Raw genomic sequence first — 15,835 nt, forward strand, 5'->3', positions numbered from 1 at the left:
ATGAACGATTTCTGGCAACACTGTTCCGCACTACTGGAGCGTGAGCTAACGCCCCAGCAGTACGTGACGTGGATTAAACCGTTGGCCCCGGTTGCCTTCGATGCTGCGGCGAACACGCTGCAGATAGCCGCTCCCAACCGTTTCAAGCTCGACTGGGTGAAGAGCCAGTTCTCGGGCCGGATCACCGATCTGGCGCGCGACTTCTGGCAAACGCCCGTCGACGTGCAGTTCGTCCTCGATCCGAAGGCGGGCGTGCGCTCGCCTGTCGCGGCGCCGCGCGCGCCGCTCGCGCAAGGTCCCGCCGCGGGCGCGAATCTCGCGCCGGCCGCCGCGCCGCAGCGCGCCGCCGTGAGCGGCGGTACGGGTCTCGCGGGCATGGTGCAGGCGGCGTCGGCCGCCGTGCACGCCTCGCACGGCGCGGCCCAGGCCACCGCCGAAGACGCCGCCGACCTCGATCTGCCGAGCCTCGACGCCAACGAAGCCGCCGCGGGCCGCCGTGGCTGGCGCGCGGGTCAGGGCGCGGGCGCCGCGGGCAGCAACGAAGCCGATCCGACCTACGAGCGCTCGAAGCTCAACCCGGTGCTCACGTTCGACAACTTCGTGACCGGCAAGGCGAACCAGCTCGCGCGCGCCGCCGCGATCCAGGTCGCCGACAACCCGGGCATCTCGTACAACCCGCTGTTCCTCTACGGCGGCGTGGGCCTCGGCAAGACTCACCTGATTCATGCCATCGGCAATCAGCTGCTGCTAGACAAGCCGGGCGCGCGCATTCGCTACATCCACGCGGAACAGTACGTGTCGGACGTGGTGAAGGCGTATCAGCGCAAGGCGTTCGACGACTTCAAGCGTTACTACCACTCGCTCGATCTGCTGCTTATCGACGATATTCAGTTCTTCTCGGGCAAGTCGCGCACGCAGGAAGAGTTCTTCTACGCGTTCGAGGCGCTGGTCGCCAACAAGGCGCAGGTGATCATCACGAGCGACACGTATCCGAAGGAGATTTCGGGTATCGACGACCGTCTGATCTCGCGCTTCGACTCGGGCCTGACGGTCGCGATCGAACCGCCCGAACTGGAAATGCGCGTGGCCATTCTGATGCGCAAGGCGCAGTCGGAATACGTGAACCTGAACGAAGACGTGGCGTTTTTCGTGGCCAAGCATCTGCGCTCGAACGTGCGCGAGCTGGAAGGCGCGCTGCGCAAGATCCTCGCGTATTCGAAGTTCCACGGCCGCGAGATTTCGATCGAGCTGACCAAGGAAGCGCTGAAGGACCTGCTGACGGTGCAGAACCGCCAGATCTCGGTGGAAAACATCCAGAAAACGGTCGCGGACTTCTACAGCATCAAGGTCGCGGACATGTATTCGAAGAAGCGGCCGGCCAACATCGCGCGGCCGCGTCAGATCGCCATGTATCTGGCGAAGGAACTCACGCAGAAGAGCCTGCCGGAAATCGGCGAACTCTTCGGCGGGCGCGACCACACCACGGTGCTGCACGCCGTGCGCAAGATCGCCGACGAGCGCACCAAGGACGCCCAGCTCAATCACGAGCTGCACGTGCTGGAACAGACGCTCAAGGGCTGAGCGCCGGCGCGCGGCCGGTCATGGCGCGATGGCCGCGGCGCGCCTGAGCGCCGGGTCGTCTTGTTTATTGTGTGGATCGCCCCCAATTTAGGGAAGTGGTCCGTTTTCAGGCACAATATGGGTTTAACCGCCCGGCGGTCCGGGGCGGTTTTCACGCCGTAACTCGCGCCGCGAATTTCGCCCGGTTACTCGCCCGGCCAGCCGGGTGTAACCCGCTCGGGGCGACCCGCGTGGGCGGCGCGAGGCGCGCGTGACGAAACGTCGGGGCATGCGCGCCGAATGTGTCGAACGGGGCGCCCGGTGCGCAGACCGTCATATCAACGAAGGAACTCTATGCAACTGGTCAAGACCGAACGCGATAACCTGCTGAGGCCGCTGCAAACGGTGAGCGGCATTGTCGAACGCCGCCACACGTTGCCGATCCTCGCCAATCTGCTGATCACCAAAACCGGTTCCGACGTCTCGTTCCTGTCGACGGACCTCGAGTTGCAGATCACCACGCACGCCGACTTCGGCGTTGGCCAGGACCAGGTCGCGACCACGGTCGCGGCGCGCAAGCTGCTCGACATCCTGCGCGCGATGCCCGACGGTCAGGTCACGCTCACGCTCGCCGACAAGCGCCTCACGGTGCAGTCGGGCAAGAGCCGCTTCGCCCTGCAAACGCTGGCCGCGGACGAGTTCCCCACGGTCGCCCAGGCGAAAGACTTTGGCGCGAGCCTCTCGGTTCCGCAAAAAACCTTCCGTCAGCTGCTCGGCATGGTGTATTTCGCCATGGCGCAGCAGGACATCCGCTATTACCTGAACGGCATGCTGCTCGTCGTCGACGGCGACCAGCTGATGGCCGTGGCCACCGACGGCCACCGCCTCGCGTTCTCCTCGATGAAGATCGAAGGCTCGTTCGCGCGCCAGGAAGTCATCATTCCGCGCAAGACCATCCTCGAGCTGCAGCGCCTGCTCGAAGATATCGACGACACGCTGAAGATCGACATCGGCTCCACGCAGGTGAAGTTCACGTTCGGCCAGGTCGAACTCGTTTCCAAGCTCGTGGAAGGCAAGTTCCCCGACTTCCAGCGAGTGATCCCCAAGGGTCACAAGAACACTTTCCAGATCGGCCGCGAAGAACTGCAACGCTCGCTGCAACGCGCCGCCATTCTGACCTCGGACAAGTTCAAGGGCGTGCGCTGCATCATCGAGCCGGGCCAGCTCAAGATCATGTCGACCAACGCCGACCAGGAAGAGGCGCAGGAAGAACTGGAAATCGCCTACCAGGGCGACACCATCGACATCGGGTTCAACGTCACGTATCTGCTCGACGTCCTCGCGAACCTGAAGGTCGACACGCTGCAAGTGAGCCTCGGCGACGCCAGCTCCAGCGCGCTCATCACGATTCCCGAGAACGAGGAATTCAAGTACGTGGTGATGCCAATGCGCATCTAAAAAAGCGCGACAGAAGCAGAACTCCAGGGGGCGCAGCGCCCCTTTGGCGTTTTTATGGCTTTTCGAAAAAGCCCCGAGCAGCAACCCAGGCAGTACGCAGAACCGGAAAAAATCCATGACTGATACGAACAACTCGCAACCCGACAACAGCTACGGCGCCTCGTCGATCCAGATCCTCGAAGGTCTGGAGGCGGTGCGCAAGCGGCCCGGGATGTACATCGGCGACACGTCGGACGGCACCGGTTTGCACCACCTCGTCTTCGAAGTGCTCGACAACTCGATCGACGAAGCGCTCGCGGGTTATTGCAACGACATCCACGTGGTGATTCACGCGGACAACTCCATCTCGATCACCGACAACGGCCGCGGCATTCCCACGGACGTGAAGATGGACGACAAGCACGATCCGAAGCGCAGCGCCGCTGAAATCGTCATGACGGAGCTGCACGCGGGCGGCAAGTTCGACCAGAACAGCTACAAGGTGTCGGGCGGCCTGCACGGCGTGGGCGTCTCGTGCGTGAACGCGCTCTCGAGCTTCCTGCGCCTCACCGTGCGCCGCAACGGCAAAAAGCACTTCATGGAGTTCCATCGCGGCGTGGCGCAAAACCGCGTGCTCGAAGAGCGCAACGGCGTGATGGTCTCGCCGATGCAACTGCTCGGCGACACGGAAAACCGCGGCACCGAAGTGCACTTCATGGCCGACGAAACCATCTTCGGCAGCGTCGAATATCACTACGACATTCTCGCCAAACGCATTCGCGAACTCTCGTTCCTGAACAACGGCGTGCGCATTCGCCTGACCGACCAGCGCTCGGGCAAGGAAGACGATTTCGCCTTCGGCGGCGGCGTGAAGGGCTTTGTCGAATACATCAACAAGGCCAAGGCGGTCCTGCATCCGAACATCTTCTACATCTCGGGCGAGAAAGACGGCGTGGGCGTGGAAGTGGCCATGCAGTGGAACGACAGCTACAACGAAAGCGTGCTGTGCTTCACGAACAACATTCCGCAGCGCGACGGCGGCACCCACCTGACCGGCCTGCGCGCCGCGATGACACGCGTCATCAACAAGTACATCGCCGACAACGAGATCGCCAAGAAGGCCAAGGTCGAAACCTCGGGCGACGACATGCGCGAAGGTCTTTCGTGCGTGCTCTCCGTGAAGGTGCCGGAGCCGAAGTTCAGCTCGCAAACCAAGGACAAGCTGGTTTCTTCGGAAGTGCGCGCGCCGGTGGAAGACGTCGTGGCGAAGGCGCTCGAGGAATTCCTGCTGGAAACGCCGAACGACGCGAAGATCATCTGCAGCAAGATTGTCGATGCCGCGCGTGCGCGCGACGCCGCCCGCAAGGCGCGCGAAATGACGCGCCGCAAGGGCGTGCTCGACGGCGTGGGTCTGCCGGGCAAGCTCGCGGACTGCCAGGAGAAAGACCCGGCGAAGTCGGAAATCTATATCGTCGAGGGCGACTCGGCAGGCGGCTCGGCCAAGCAGGGCCGCGACCGCAAGTTCCAGGCAATCCTGCCGCTGCGCGGCAAGGTGCTGAACGTGGAGAAGGCGCGCTACGACAAGCTCCTGTCGAGCGAGCAGATCGTCACGCTGATCACGGCGCTCGGCTGCGGGATCGGCAAAGAGGACTACAACCTCGACAAGCTGCGTTATCACCGCATCATCATCATGACCGACGCGGACGTGGACGGCGCGCACATCCGCACGCTGCTGCTCACTTTCTTCTATCGCCAGATGCCGGAGATGATCGAGCGCGGCTACATCTACATCGCGCAGCCGCCGCTCTACAAGCTCAAGGCGGGCAAGGACGAGCGTTATCTGAAGGACGACGCCGACCTCAACGCGCACATGCTGCGCCTCGCGCTGAACGGCTCGGAACTCGTGCCGACCGAAGGCGCTACGCCGATCGCCGGCGACGCGCTCGGCGAACTCGCGCGTTCGTACCAGCTCGCGCGCGGCGTGGTGGATCGTCTCTCGCGTCTTTATGACGAGCGCGCGCTCGAAGCGATCATGGACGGCGTGGCGATCGACCTGTCGAGCGAAGAATCGACGAAGGTTTCGGCGGGCGCGCTCGAAGCGCAACTGCGCGACGATCCGCTCAAGCCCGAAGTCTCGGTCGTGGCCATGTACGACCCGGTGCGCGAACTGCGTTCGCTGCGCGTGGAGCGCACGCACCACGGCAACGTGAAGGTGTCGGTGATCGACGAGGAATTCCAGCTCACCGCCGACTACCAGCAGCTCGTGAACACGGCGAACACGTTCAAGGGTTTGATCGGCAAGAACGCCGTCATCAAGCGCGGCGAGCGCAGCATGGCCGTGAACGACTTCAAGAGCGCGATGAAGTGGCTGATCGCCGACGCGGAACGCAATGTGTCGAAGCAGCGCTACAAGGGTCTCGGCGAGATGAACCCCGAGCAGCTGTGGGAAACGACGATGGACCCGGCGGTGCGCCGTCTGCTGCGCGTGCAGATCGAAGACGCGATCGCGGCCGACGGCATCTTCACCACGCTGATGGGCGACGACGTGGAGCCGCGTCGCGCGTTCATCGAGAGCAATGCGCTGCGAGCGGGGAATATTGACGTTTGAGTTGGACGGGCACGCCCAATCGCCCCTCCGAAGCAAAAAAGCCCCAAGCCTTTCAGCCTGGGGCTTTTTTCATTTCAGCCGCCTCACCCCTTCACGCACACCACCTGCCGCAACGTGTGCACGACTTCGACGAGACTGCGCTGCGCGGCCATCACCGCGTCGATGTCCTTGTACGCCATCGGGATCTCGTCCACCACGCCCGCGTCCTTGCGGCATTCCACGCCCTGCGTCGCGGCCACCTGATCCGCAACCGTGAAGCGGCGTTTGGCTTCGGTGCGGCTCATCGTGCGGCCCGCGCCGTGGCTGCATGAGCAGAAGCTTTCGGCGTTGCCGAGTCCGCGCACGATGAAACTCTTCGCGCCCATCGACCCCGGAATGATGCCGAGCTGGCCCTTCTGCGCCGCGACCGCGCCCTTGCGCGTGACGAGCACGTCCGCGCCGAAATGACGTTCGCGCTGCACGTAGTTGTGATGGCAATTCACGGCGTGCCCGTCGATCTCGAACGGCTTGCCGACGGCCACGCGCGCCGCGCCGAGCACGGCTTCCATCATCGCCTGACGGTTCAGGCGCGCGTAATCCTGCGCCCAGCCCACGGCTTCCACGTAATCGTCGAAATGCTCGCTGCCTTCGGTGAGATACGCGAGATTGCGATCCGGCAGATTGGCGATGTGCTGGCGCATGTCTTCCTGCGCCAGTTCAATGAACAGACTGCCGATCGCATTGCCCACGCCGCGCGAACCGCTGTGCAGCATGAACCAGACGCGTTCGCTTTCGTCGAGGCAGACTTCGATGAAGTGATTGCCCGTGCCGAGCGTGCCGAGGTGCGTGTAGTGATTCGTCTTCGCGAGCTCCGGCTGCTTTTCGACGATGCGCCGAAAGCCCGGCTCGAGCGTCTTCCACATCGCGTCCACCGTGGCCGGTGCGCGATTGCCCCACGCACCCGGATCGCGGCGTCCCGGCGCGCGTCCATGCGGCACCGCGCGCTCGATCGCGCCGCGCAATCCGGCGAGCGAGTCGGGCAGATCCGCGGCCGTGAGCGTCGTGCGCGCGGCCATCATGCCGCAGCCGATATCCACGCCCACCGCGGCCGGAATGATCGCGCCTTGCGTCGGGATCACGCTGCCAATGGTCGAGCCCTTGCCGAGATGCACGTCGGGCATCACCGCGATATGCCGGAACACGAACGGCATCTGCGCCGTGTTGCGCAATTGCGCGCGCGCTTCTTCCTCGACGGCCACGCCGTGCGTCCACATTTTCACGGGCTTGCCGTGCGCCAGTTCCATCACCTGATAATCGAGTTCACTCATGGCTTCACCTGAATTCTGCGTGGCGCGCGGCGCGGCACCCATGCGCCGCGCGGCGTCACTGTCATACCGGCTTTATCGATCGCCAGCAAATTGCTTTACACCGCTTCACGTCGATACGTCGCTCACGCCGCGGGTTTGATGCTGACGAGTCCGTTCAGGACCTGATCGAGCCCGCCGAACACGGAGATGCGATCGATCCGCTCCGCGATGCGCTCGAGCGTTTCCAGCTCCTTGAGACGCAGCGCGGTGGGGTTCTCTTCCATCACCTTCGCCGTGTTCAGCAGCGAACGCGTCGCGGCGGTTTCCTCGCGGCGGCGGATCACGTTGGCTTGCGCCGACTTCTCCGCTTCGACCACTTGCGCGAGGATCGTCTTCATCTCGCCCGGCAGCACGATGTCCTTCACGCCCACGCTGCGAATTTCCAGCCCGGAGTCGCCAAGACGCGAGCGTACCTGCGCGATCACGACTTCGTCGATCATCTGCTTGTCTTCGAGCAGTTCGTCGAGCGTGCGCGTGCCGACGGCGGCACGCAACGCGAATTGCAGCTCGCGATACAGGTGATCGGCGGGCTTCTGCAACTGCGCGAAGGCGTGCAGCACGTGCGCGTAGCACCAGGTCGCGGCCAGGTTCAGCCGCAGTGCGACCTTGTCGCGCGTGAGGATTTCCTGACCGCTGACTTCGAGCGCCTGCACGCGCAAGTCGACGAGTTCGACCGCCACCTCGCGGCCGAAGCGCCAGAACCCCGCGAGGCCCGCGTCGAGCAGTCGCTCGATCTTGCCGTCGATTTTCAGCACGCCAACGTGATACGCCGGTACCTGCACGAGCAACACGCCGCTCAGTCCGGCAATGCCGCGCGCACGCAGCGCAGGCTGCATCACGCGCTTCACGAGCGCCGCGTCCAGCTCGCCGTGGCGCGCGAAATCCACGCGTTCGAGACGATGCTCGACCAGGCCGCGCCAGTACAAACGGCGCGTGCCTGGCGGCAGAATCTCGACGAGCACGCCGTCGGCGTAACGCAGACCGGCTTCGTCGTCGGCGAGATCCATCGCGACAAAATGCTGCGCGAGCACCGCGGGCGCATCGCGGCGCAGCCAGTCGGCAAGCGCGGCGTCGGCGAGCGGCGCGTCGAGTTGCGCGGTCTGCACAGAGAGGCGCTTGAAGGGATCGAAAGCGCGGAACACGCCCGGTTCCAGCACCTTCATGAAATCGCCTTCGCTCATCAGGAGGGCGCGCTCGTTCTTTTTCACGACATGACGCATCCACATATTCGTTGTCCTTATGGTTCATCGAGGGCCGGTGGGCGCGCGCCGCACGGATCGAGACGCGGCACGCGCGGGAGAGTGGCGCGAAACGGTTCGCGCGGGCGGACATGCGACGTCTTGCTGCTGTCGTCGGGTCCGTTCGCGCTGGCCGCTTCGGCCGCCCTGCCGTGCGTGCGGCGCCGCAACCGGTGCGACGCGCGGCGGGCCTCGCGGCCCGCGCCGGCGGGTACTGCTGATCAAAAGACTGCCCTTGCGGACAGCGTTCGAGCGGGATTTGAACCCGCTACCGTCCGGCTTGCGCCGGCCGCTCTTCCAGGTCGAGCTATCGAACAAGGTGGGCACTCCGGGATTCGAACCCGAACGCGGCATGCCTCGCGCACCCAGTGGCCGTCGTCTGTCCATGGCGGCATGCGCAACCGCAACGAACGAATTCGGCGGTAGCGCACCAGCAAGGCTTGGGAACCTCGGCTCGTGGGCCAGCGGGACATCAGGCTGCAATTTATTTAGCGAGGAGCGTGCCAGTCCGCGCGCATCGGCGACGTGAAATTTATAAGCCCTTGAATTGTCGACATAAACATCGACTCGCGAAACCGTCGTGCGGCGAATCCTCATCAGAATGATTCCAGCTTTTCGATACAATCGGATCGGCTCTTATCTTTTTGGATAATCATGCGCAAGACCGTGGCGATCGGTTTTCTGGGCACCGTGCTCGATCAGGGCGATCGCGGCGTGCGCCGCGCTGAAAAGTGGCGGCCCACCATTTCGTTGTGCTCGCATCCCGACACGCCCATCGATCGGCTCGAATTGCTGCATTCGCCCGATTTCGGCCGCCTCGCGAATCACGTCAAACGCGATCTCGCGCGCTTCTCGCCGCACACCGAGGTGCGGCTCACGCCGCTGGCCATCAGCAATCCCTGGGACTTCGAAGAGGTCTACGCCGCGTTGCACGACTACGCGCGCGGCTATCCGTTCGACCTCGAGCACGAGGATTACCTGATCCACATCACGACCGGCACGCACGTCGCGCAGATCTGCTGGTTTCTGCTCGCGGAGGCGCGCTATCTGCCCGCGCGCCTCGTTCAGACCGGGCCGCCGCAGCGCACGGACGAAGGCGCGAGCGGCCCGGGCTCGATCTCCATCATCGATCTCGACCTCTCGCGCTACAACCGCATCGCGCAGCGCTTCACGCGTGAGCGCGACGAAACCGTCTCGTTCCTCAAAGCCGGCATCGCGACGCGCAACGCCGGGTTCAACGCGCTGATCGCGCAACTCGAACGCGTGGCCGCGCGTTCGCGCGCGCCCATGCTGCTGGTCGGGCCAACGGGCGCGGGCAAGTCGTTCCTCGCGAAGCGCCTCTACGAGCTCAAGCGCGCGCGCCATCGGCTCGCGGGACCGTTCATCGAAGTGAATTGCGCGACGTTGCGCGGCGACGCGGCGATGTCCACGCTGTTCGGTCATGTGAAGGGCGCGTTCACGGGCGCGCAGACCGCGCGCGCCGGACTGCTGCGCGCGGCGCACGGCGGCTTGTTGTTCCTCGATGAAATCGGCGAACTCGGCCTGGACGAACAGGCGATGCTGCTCAAGGCGGTCGAGGAAAAACGCTTTTTCCCGGTGGGCGCCGACACCGAAGTCACGAGCGACTTCGAGCTGATCGCGGGCACGCACCGCGACCTGCGGCAGATGGTGGCGGCCGGCACGTTCCGCGAGGATCTCTACGCGCGCATCAACCTCTGGACTTACGCGCTGCCCGGTCTTGCCGGCAGGCGCGAGGACATCGAGCCGAATCTCGATTTCGAACTCGACCGGTTCGGGCGCGAGCAGGGCGAGCAGGTGCGTTTCAACGTCGAGGCCAGGCGGCGCTTTCTCGCGTTCGCGACGTCGCCGCGTGCAACGTGGGCCGGCAATTTCCGCGAACTCTCGGCGTCGATCACGCGTATGGCGACGCTCGCCGACGCCGGCCGTATCACCGAATCGATCGCGGAAGAAGAGGTCGAGCGGCTCGCGCGCACCTGGACGGACCCGCAGGAAGCCGGCGATCTTGTCGATGTGGCGCTGGGCGGCGCCGCGAGCGAAATCGACCTGTTCGATCGCGTGCAGCTCGCGCGCGTGCTCGAAGTGTGCCGCGTGTCGGCGAGCTTGTCGGAGGCGGGGCGCACCTTGTTCGCGGTGTCGCGGCAGAGCAAGAAGCAGCCGAACGACGCGGACCGGTTGCGCAAATATCTGGCGCGTTTCGGGCTGAATTGGGACGCCGTGAAGCAGGCGCTCGCGGCCTGAAGACGAGCGGCGAACACGCTTGCGAGGGCGGCCAATTGCGCGATTTCGCCCTCGCCAAACTATCCACAACCTCCTGCGGATAACTCACGGAAAAGCCCCGGAACATCTTGTGCACGAATCCTGAACAACTCCACCCCTGGATAAAACAGTGGAAAAGTTGTCAGCAACTGCCGGAGATTGTCCCGTTAACGCCCGCAGGGTTATGAGTTTTCCACAGCGTTGTTTACTCAATGCTTTTCCGGGGTTATCCACAGAAAACCCAGGGACTTGTTAACTACTACTACGTATACATATACCTCTATTAAAAAACCTTAAAGACATCGCGCCAGAGCCGCGTTCCCTTCACAAAAGCGGGAGATACAGCTCCGTTTTCAACGTCGCGGGCGCGACTTCCTCGGGCGTGTTCAGATACACCTCGAACGACGGCGCCGAGAAGTCCGCCTTTTCGCCCGACTTCGCCAGCCAGTCGTCGTAAAACCAGCCCCACGCTTCCATCAAGCCCTCGTAGGGACCGTCGTGCACGATGCGCGCATGCTTGCCGCCGCGCAGTTGCAGGCGTTCGACCGGACCGTCGATGGCGATCTCCTGCGCCCCGGCCAGATGGATCGCGGCCTTCGAGCGCAGCTTCGACGCTTCCACCGTTTCGGGATCGTCGTAATAGACGCCCACGAGGCGGCTGCCCGACGTGCGTACCTGACGCTCGGCGAGCCATTGTGCGAGGGCGTAGAACGCGTCGCCGATCTTCATGTACGGACCGATGTGGCCGACGGCGAGCAGCGGCATGGGTTCGAGGGTGAGCAACTCGACTTCGCGGGAAGGCATGACGGATTCTCCAGGTGCGCGCGAATGCGCGAATACGGGCGAATCACGATAGCACCGCGCGTTTGCGGGCGTCCGGGAGTTGCACGGCGAGCTTGCGCGTTGCGACGAGGGCGCAGCGCGGCCACGTCGACCGCAGTTATCGACGACAGCTCGACGACAGCTCGACGACAGCTCGACGACGGCTCGACGCTGGGCAACGACCGCAGGCATCGACGCCAAAAATCGGCGGGAAGCACGCGGCGTAAAACGTGGCGCAAGAATCCGCACGAAAAATCGGCGCAAATAAGGCGCGCACAGCGGAGAATGGCGGCGCGCAAGCCTCACATGCGGTAGGCTTGGCACCCGTAACAGTCAGGAGAGTTTGATGTCCAACGCATTCGTCTGCCGCAACCAGTCGTGCGGCACGCCGTGGGAACAAAGCGAGGTGGTGATCAAGAACGAAGGCCAGGGGCCGTTGTTCCGTTGCCCGGTGTGCGGCGCCCGCAATTACCTCGAACAGTTCGAGGACGACGAGGGCAATCCCGTCTACGAACAGGTCGACGGCAAACCGTTCCTGTGAGCGCGCGCGGCGCCTAGAGCAGCTGCGTGGCGAGCGTGACGCCGAAGAAGAAGCCGCCGACCACGCCCAGTGCGCGACCGATCATCAGCAGATTCAGATCTTCCTCGAGCAGCGTTGGGTCGCGGCGTTCGCGCCAGATTGTCTTGAACAGCAGCGGCCGCGCGAACAACGCGACGGCGGCAATGACGACCGGCACCGCGAGCCGCACGGCCGGCCCGACCTTCTTCTCGGGAGGGATGTCGAGCCAGATCAGCAGCAGAAGGAGCGAAGCCGTAAAAATCGCGCCGATGATCGAGCCGGCCACGAGCCGGTCGGTAGGATGGCCGTGCATCTTGAATTACCTCGGTGAACAGATTGACCAGGCTATGATCGGACGCGCGTCAGAAAATCCCTATCAGAACAATCTGAAAAACGCAGGACGTCGCTGAGCCGGATTCATTCATCCCCTATTTCTGACAACGATCAGAGTTTCTTTACCTATCTAGTCGGGTAGGCTGGCGCGCGCTTCGGCGGGGCCTACAGTACTTCATACGATAAGAAACCACGGCAGTCCGAACGGGGTAACGCCATGACATTCGTCGAACAGGAAATCGCGCATATCGCGCGCGTGATGCCGCCTTCGCTTTCAGGAGAATTCGAAGTGCCGGTGATGGGCGTGGAATACTGGCGCAAACGCCTCTACACGCTGCTCAGGCAGAATCACTTGACCCACATGCAACTGTCGACCGTCGACACGCTGCTGCGCCAGCTCGACGGTTTCGAGACGCTCGGCCGCTGGCTGCCGCGCTCGAGTTCGCGTGTGCGGCGGGTGAAGGGGAAGTAGCTGCGCTGGGCATGGCCGGGTCGCGCATGACCTGGCGCCAGGCGCGGTGGCCTACCCAAAAAACCGGCGAGAAATGCAAAAAGCCCGATCACGAGGATCGGGCTTTTTGACGAATTCGCTGGTGGGGCGTGAGTGACTCGAACACTCGACCTACGGATTAAGAGTCCGCTGCTCTACCAACTGAGCTAACGCCCCCAACAGAAGAAAGATTATGCATGAGTTTTTGGGACTTGCCAAGCCCTTTTCGCAAATTTTCTAAAGACTCGCGAAAGTGTCCGCTGGCGCGCTCCCGCGCCTGCCGTCATCGCGCGCATGCGCGCGTTTCACCGTGCGGCAACGCCGTCCCGGTATCATGTGGCCACATCCGCGCGACGGCTGGCTCGACGAGGCGATCGGCCAGCGTGGCGCCCGGCGGACTCAGCGAGACCAACTATGGACGCGATGCAAGCAATGGACGACAAGGCAATCGACGCGCTGCTCGAGCGCGTGCTGGCGCCATGGGTGCGCTCGCTCGGGCTCACGCCGGTCGAAGTCACCGACGACACCGCCACCTTGCGCCTGCCGTTTTCCGGCGAGTTGCGCCACGCGGGCGGGGTGATCTGCGGCCAGGTGTTCATGGCGGCCGCCGACACGGCGATGATCGTCGCGATCTCGGCCGCGCTCGGCGGCTTCAAGCCGATGACCACCGTCGCGCTCAACACCAACTTCATGCGCGCGGTGCGCAAGGGCGACGTGCTCGTGACCGCGCGCGTGCTGCGCATGGGCCGCAATCTCGTGTTCGGCGAAATAGAACTCTACGACGAAGACGGCCGCATGGCGGTCCACGCCACCTCGACTTACGCGCTCCTCGATTAAGCTTGCCGCTTCGATGAACGGATGAGCGCAAGGGACGCAGAAGGCATGTTCGATCAGGTAGTGTTCGCGGGCGGCGGCAATCGCTGCTGGTGGCAGGCGGGTTTCTGGGACATCGTGCAGCCGCAGCTGCACGTGCGTCCGCGAGTGATCACGGGTATTTCGGCGGGCGCGGCCACCGCGTGCATGCTGTACACGCGCGACGCCGACTGGGTCATGCGCTATTACGAAGAGGCCCTGCGCCACAACAAGCGCAACGCCTACTGGGGCAACCTGCTGCGCAGCGAGTCGGTGTTTCCGCATTACCGCATCTACCGGCAGGCGCTGCTCGACATCTACGGCGAGCCGTTCACGAAGCTCCAGAACGCGCCCGAGATTCGCATCGGCGTGTCGCATCTGCCGCGCTGGCTCGGCGCGCGCAGTGCCGTGGCCGCCGGGCTGATCGCGTACAACATCGAAAAACACATCCGCAAGACGCTGCACCCGACGCTCGGGCGCAAGCTCGGCTTCCATCCGGAATTCGTCACGGCGCAGGAATGCGCGAGCGTCGAAGATCTCGCCGACCTGATCCTGCAGTCGTCCTGCACGCCGCCGTTCACGCCGGTCTTGCGGCGCGAGGGCCGCCCCGTGCTCGATGGCGGCATGGTCGACAACGTGCCCGTGAGCGCGCTCGACGACACGCCCGGACGCGTTCTCGTGATGGTGACGCGGCTGTACCCGCGGCCGCAGATGTTCGTGGTGGGACACAAGACGCCCGCAGGCGTGCAGCAGCGCGTGTACGTGCAGCCTTCGGTGAAGGTGCCGATCTCGAGCTGGGACTACACGAGCCCGCAGCAGATGCAGCACGCCTACAACCTCGGGCGCGTGGACGGCGAACGCTTCCTCGCGCGTTTGCCCGACGTGCTGGCGGCGGCCGCGCACGGTTGAGGCGCGCCGCCGTTTCTTCCGTCGACGAAAACGTCCCGCGCAGTGGCGCTTCAAGCGCCACCGCGTTCCCGGCGACGACAAACCCGCGCGGCGCCGCTGCGGGCGCCATCCACGCCCGCACAGCGCGGCCGGCCGCGGCTTACTTGCGCCGGCCGCCTTGCAGCGCTTCCGGATTCGCCACGCTCGCCGTATCGCCCGCGTCGAACGCGAGGATATTGCGGAACGCCGCGCCGAAATACAGCTCGTAGCTCTCGTGCTCCACGTAGCCGATGTGCGGCGTGCAGATCACGTTTTCCATGCGCAGCAGGCTATAGCCCTGCAGGATCGGCTCGCTTTCGTACACGTCGATCGCCACCATGCCGGGCCGGTTGTGCGAGAGCGCGCCGAGCAGCGCATTCTCTTCCAGCAGCTCCGCGCGGCTCGTGTTGACGAGCAGCGAGGTGGGCTTCATCCGCAGCAGATCTTCCTGTTTGACGATGCCGCGCGTGTCTTCGTGCAAACGCAGATGCAGCGAGAGCACGTCGCTTTCCTCGAACAACGCCTCGCGGCTCGCGGCCGCCTCGTAACCGTCCTCGCGCGCGGCTTCGAGCGAATGCGCGCGGCCATGCACGAGCACGCGCATGCCGAAGGCCTTGCCGTAGCCCGCGAGCAGACGGCCGATCTTGCCGTAGCCCCAGATGCCGAGCGTCTGGCCGCGCAACACCTGGCCCAGGCCGAAGTTCGGCGGCATGGCCGAGGTCTTGAGGCCCGACTGCTGCCAGGCGCCTTGCTTGAGGTTCGCGACGTACTGCGGAATGCGGCGCTGCGCCGCCATGATCAGCGCCCACGTGAGTTCGGCGGGCGCGACGGGCGAACCCGTGCCCTCGAGCACGGCGATGCCGCGCTCGCTGCAGGCTTCGATGTCGATGTGCGGACCGGCCTTGCCGGTCTGGCTGATCATGCGCAGATGCGGCAGCTTGTCGAGCAGTTGCGAGGTGATGCGGGTGCGTTCGCGAATCAGCACGAGCGCTTCGACTTCCGAGAGACGGCTCGCGAGCTGGCCGAGGCCACGCACGGTGTTGTTGAAAACCTTGACCTCGTGGTCGGCGAGCAATTCAAAGCAGTCGAGCTTGCGGACGGCGTCCTGGTAGTCGTCGAGGATGGCAATTTTCATGGCGGCGGGTAGTCTGGTCGTCCCGAAAACGGCGGGACTCGATGTTCATCTGGTGGTTATCCCACTATGCAGCGCCCGGAAGGCTGCTATGAATATAGGGTGCCTTCAGGTCGCTTGTCGCACAGCAGCAGGTATTGAAGTTGCGCTCTTGCACCTTCCCGGTGCGCAACGCATACAGCATGCATACAGCAGCCACGGAGCAATGTTTCGCTGCGATGTCGGCCACGAATTTGCAACTTTTAACAGCTTGA

At 64.1% G+C, this 15,835-nt stretch carries 13 protein-coding genes and 2 tRNA genes; 8 read left to right on the forward strand and 7 right to left on the reverse strand.

The genetic code is table 11. The features are described from left to right. The 3 genes from dnaA (at position 1) to gyrB (ending at position 5,605) form a co-directional block, all read left to right on the forward strand. A complete protein-coding gene (gene dnaA, locus FAZ98_RS00005; protein ID WP_158947571.1) occupies positions 1-1,581 on the forward strand; it encodes a chromosomal replication initiator protein DnaA in 1,581 nt (526 codons plus the stop codon). Between the two features lie 333 nt (positions 1,582-1,914). Next, entirely contained in the window at positions 1,915-3,018 is a 1,104-nt protein-coding gene (gene dnaN / locus FAZ98_RS00010; RefSeq protein WP_158947573.1) for a DNA polymerase III subunit beta, read from the forward strand. 115 nt (positions 3,019-3,133) lie between these two features. Continuing rightward, complete coding sequence (gene gyrB / locus FAZ98_RS00015; protein WP_158947575.1) at positions 3,134-5,605, forward strand: DNA topoisomerase (ATP-hydrolyzing) subunit B; 2,472 nt, start codon at positions 3,134-3,136, stop codon at positions 5,603-5,605. Between the two features lie 83 nt (positions 5,606-5,688). On the opposite strand, the gene FAZ98_RS00020 is transcribed toward gyrB, so the two are convergent. The 3 genes from FAZ98_RS00020 to FAZ98_RS00030 form a co-directional block, all read right to left on the reverse strand. Further along, positions 5,689-6,912 (reverse strand): RtcB family protein, encoded by a 1,224-nt coding sequence (locus FAZ98_RS00020; RefSeq protein ID WP_158947577.1) that lies wholly within the window; start codon positions 6,910-6,912, stop codon positions 5,689-5,691. Positions 6,913-7,034: 122 nt separating this feature from the next. After that, a complete protein-coding gene (locus tag FAZ98_RS00025; protein ID WP_158947579.1) occupies positions 7,035-8,177 on the reverse strand; it encodes a slipin family protein in 1,143 nt (380 codons plus the stop codon). 256 nt (positions 8,178-8,433) lie between these two features. After that, a tRNA-Cys gene (locus tag FAZ98_RS00030) sits at positions 8,434-8,506 on the reverse strand. Positions 8,507-8,843: 337 nt separating this feature from the next. Here FAZ98_RS00030 and rtcR point away from each other — a divergent pair. Then, entirely contained in the window at positions 8,844-10,448 is a 1,605-nt protein-coding gene (rtcR, locus tag FAZ98_RS00035; RefSeq protein ID WP_158947581.1) for an RNA repair transcriptional activator RtcR, read from the forward strand. Between the two features lie 342 nt (positions 10,449-10,790). Here the strand turns inward: rtcR and FAZ98_RS00040 are convergent, their stop codons facing one another. Further along, positions 10,791-11,270, reverse strand: a complete 480-nt coding sequence (locus FAZ98_RS00040) for an AraC family transcriptional regulator (protein ID WP_158947583.1) — start codon at positions 11,268-11,270, stop codon at positions 10,791-10,793. A 364-nt stretch (positions 11,271-11,634) separates the two neighbouring features. Between FAZ98_RS00040 and FAZ98_RS00045 the strand changes: the two genes are divergently transcribed. Next, positions 11,635-11,829: a hypothetical protein gene (locus tag FAZ98_RS00045; RefSeq protein ID WP_158947585.1), complete on the forward strand. Its 195-nt coding sequence runs from the start codon at positions 11,635-11,637 to the stop codon at positions 11,827-11,829. Positions 11,830-11,842: 13 nt separating this feature from the next. On the opposite strand, the gene FAZ98_RS00050 is transcribed toward FAZ98_RS00045, so the two are convergent. Continuing rightward, complete coding sequence (locus FAZ98_RS00050; protein ID WP_158947587.1) at positions 11,843-12,160, reverse strand: hypothetical protein; 318 nt, start codon at positions 12,158-12,160, stop codon at positions 11,843-11,845. A 237-nt stretch (positions 12,161-12,397) separates the two neighbouring features. Between FAZ98_RS00050 and FAZ98_RS00055 the strand changes: the two genes are divergently transcribed. Continuing rightward, positions 12,398-12,652 carry a hypothetical protein gene (locus FAZ98_RS00055; RefSeq protein ID WP_199272275.1) on the forward strand — a complete coding sequence of 85 codons (255 nt, stop codon included), beginning with the start codon at positions 12,398-12,400 and terminating at the stop codon, positions 12,650-12,652. 119 nt (positions 12,653-12,771) lie between these two features. Here the strand turns inward: FAZ98_RS00055 and FAZ98_RS00060 are convergent. Then, positions 12,772-12,847: transfer RNA gene (locus tag FAZ98_RS00060), tRNA-Lys, on the reverse strand. 255 nt (positions 12,848-13,102) lie between these two features. On the opposite strand from FAZ98_RS00060, the gene FAZ98_RS00065 reads away from it, so the two are divergent. Both FAZ98_RS00065 and FAZ98_RS00070 read left to right on the forward strand, forming a co-directional pair. Then, positions 13,103-13,507, forward strand: coding sequence for a PaaI family thioesterase (locus tag FAZ98_RS00065; protein WP_158947589.1), 405 nt, complete (start codon positions 13,103-13,105; stop codon positions 13,505-13,507). Positions 13,508-13,552: 45 nt separating this feature from the next. Beyond that, positions 13,553-14,431 (forward strand): patatin-like phospholipase family protein, encoded by an 879-nt coding sequence (locus FAZ98_RS00070; RefSeq protein ID WP_158947591.1) that lies wholly within the window; start codon positions 13,553-13,555, stop codon positions 14,429-14,431. 139 nt (positions 14,432-14,570) lie between these two features. On the opposite strand, the gene FAZ98_RS00075 is transcribed toward FAZ98_RS00070, so the two are convergent. After that, positions 14,571-15,584: a D-2-hydroxyacid dehydrogenase family protein gene (locus FAZ98_RS00075; RefSeq protein ID WP_158947593.1), complete on the reverse strand. Its 1,014-nt coding sequence runs from the start codon at positions 15,582-15,584 to the stop codon at positions 14,571-14,573. Between the last annotated feature and the right edge of the window lie 251 nt (positions 15,585-15,835).

It is taken from the genome of Paraburkholderia acidisoli (assembly GCF_009789675.1).
GTDB classification, from domain to species: domain Bacteria; phylum Pseudomonadota; class Gammaproteobacteria; order Burkholderiales; family Burkholderiaceae; genus Paraburkholderia; species Paraburkholderia acidisoli.

Bases quoted from the DNA above. Each gene is read 5' to 3' on its own strand.
- dnaA (WP_158947571.1), top strand. From the start codon at position 1: ATGAACGATTTCTGGCAACACTGTTCCGCACTACTGGAGCGTGAGCTA.
- dnaN (WP_158947573.1), top strand. From the start codon at position 1,915: ATGCAACTGGTCAAGACCGAACGCGATAACCTGCTGAGGCCGCTGCAA.
- gyrB (WP_158947575.1), top strand. From the start codon at position 3,134: ATGACTGATACGAACAACTCGCAACCCGACAACAGCTACGGCGCCTCG.
- FAZ98_RS00020 (WP_158947577.1), bottom strand. From the start codon at position 6,912: ATGAGTGAACTCGATTATCAGGTGATGGAACTGGCGCACGGCAAGCCC.
- FAZ98_RS00025 (WP_158947579.1), bottom strand. From the start codon at position 8,177: ATGTGGATGCGTCATGTCGTGAAAAAGAACGAGCGCGCCCTCCTGATG.
- rtcR (WP_158947581.1), top strand. From the start codon at position 8,844: ATGCGCAAGACCGTGGCGATCGGTTTTCTGGGCACCGTGCTCGATCAG.
- FAZ98_RS00040 (WP_158947583.1), bottom strand. From the start codon at position 11,270: ATGCCTTCCCGCGAAGTCGAGTTGCTCACCCTCGAACCCATGCCGCTG.
- FAZ98_RS00045 (WP_158947585.1), top strand. From the start codon at position 11,635: ATGTCCAACGCATTCGTCTGCCGCAACCAGTCGTGCGGCACGCCGTGG.
- FAZ98_RS00050 (WP_158947587.1), bottom strand. From the start codon at position 12,160: ATGCACGGCCATCCTACCGACCGGCTCGTGGCCGGCTCGATCATCGGC.
- FAZ98_RS00055 (WP_199272275.1), top strand. From the start codon at position 12,398: ATGACATTCGTCGAACAGGAAATCGCGCATATCGCGCGCGTGATGCCG.
- FAZ98_RS00065 (WP_158947589.1), top strand. From the start codon at position 13,103: ATGGACGACAAGGCAATCGACGCGCTGCTCGAGCGCGTGCTGGCGCCA.
- FAZ98_RS00070 (WP_158947591.1), top strand. From the start codon at position 13,553: ATGTTCGATCAGGTAGTGTTCGCGGGCGGCGGCAATCGCTGCTGGTGG.
- FAZ98_RS00075 (WP_158947593.1), bottom strand. From the start codon at position 15,584: ATGAAAATTGCCATCCTCGACGACTACCAGGACGCCGTCCGCAAGCTC.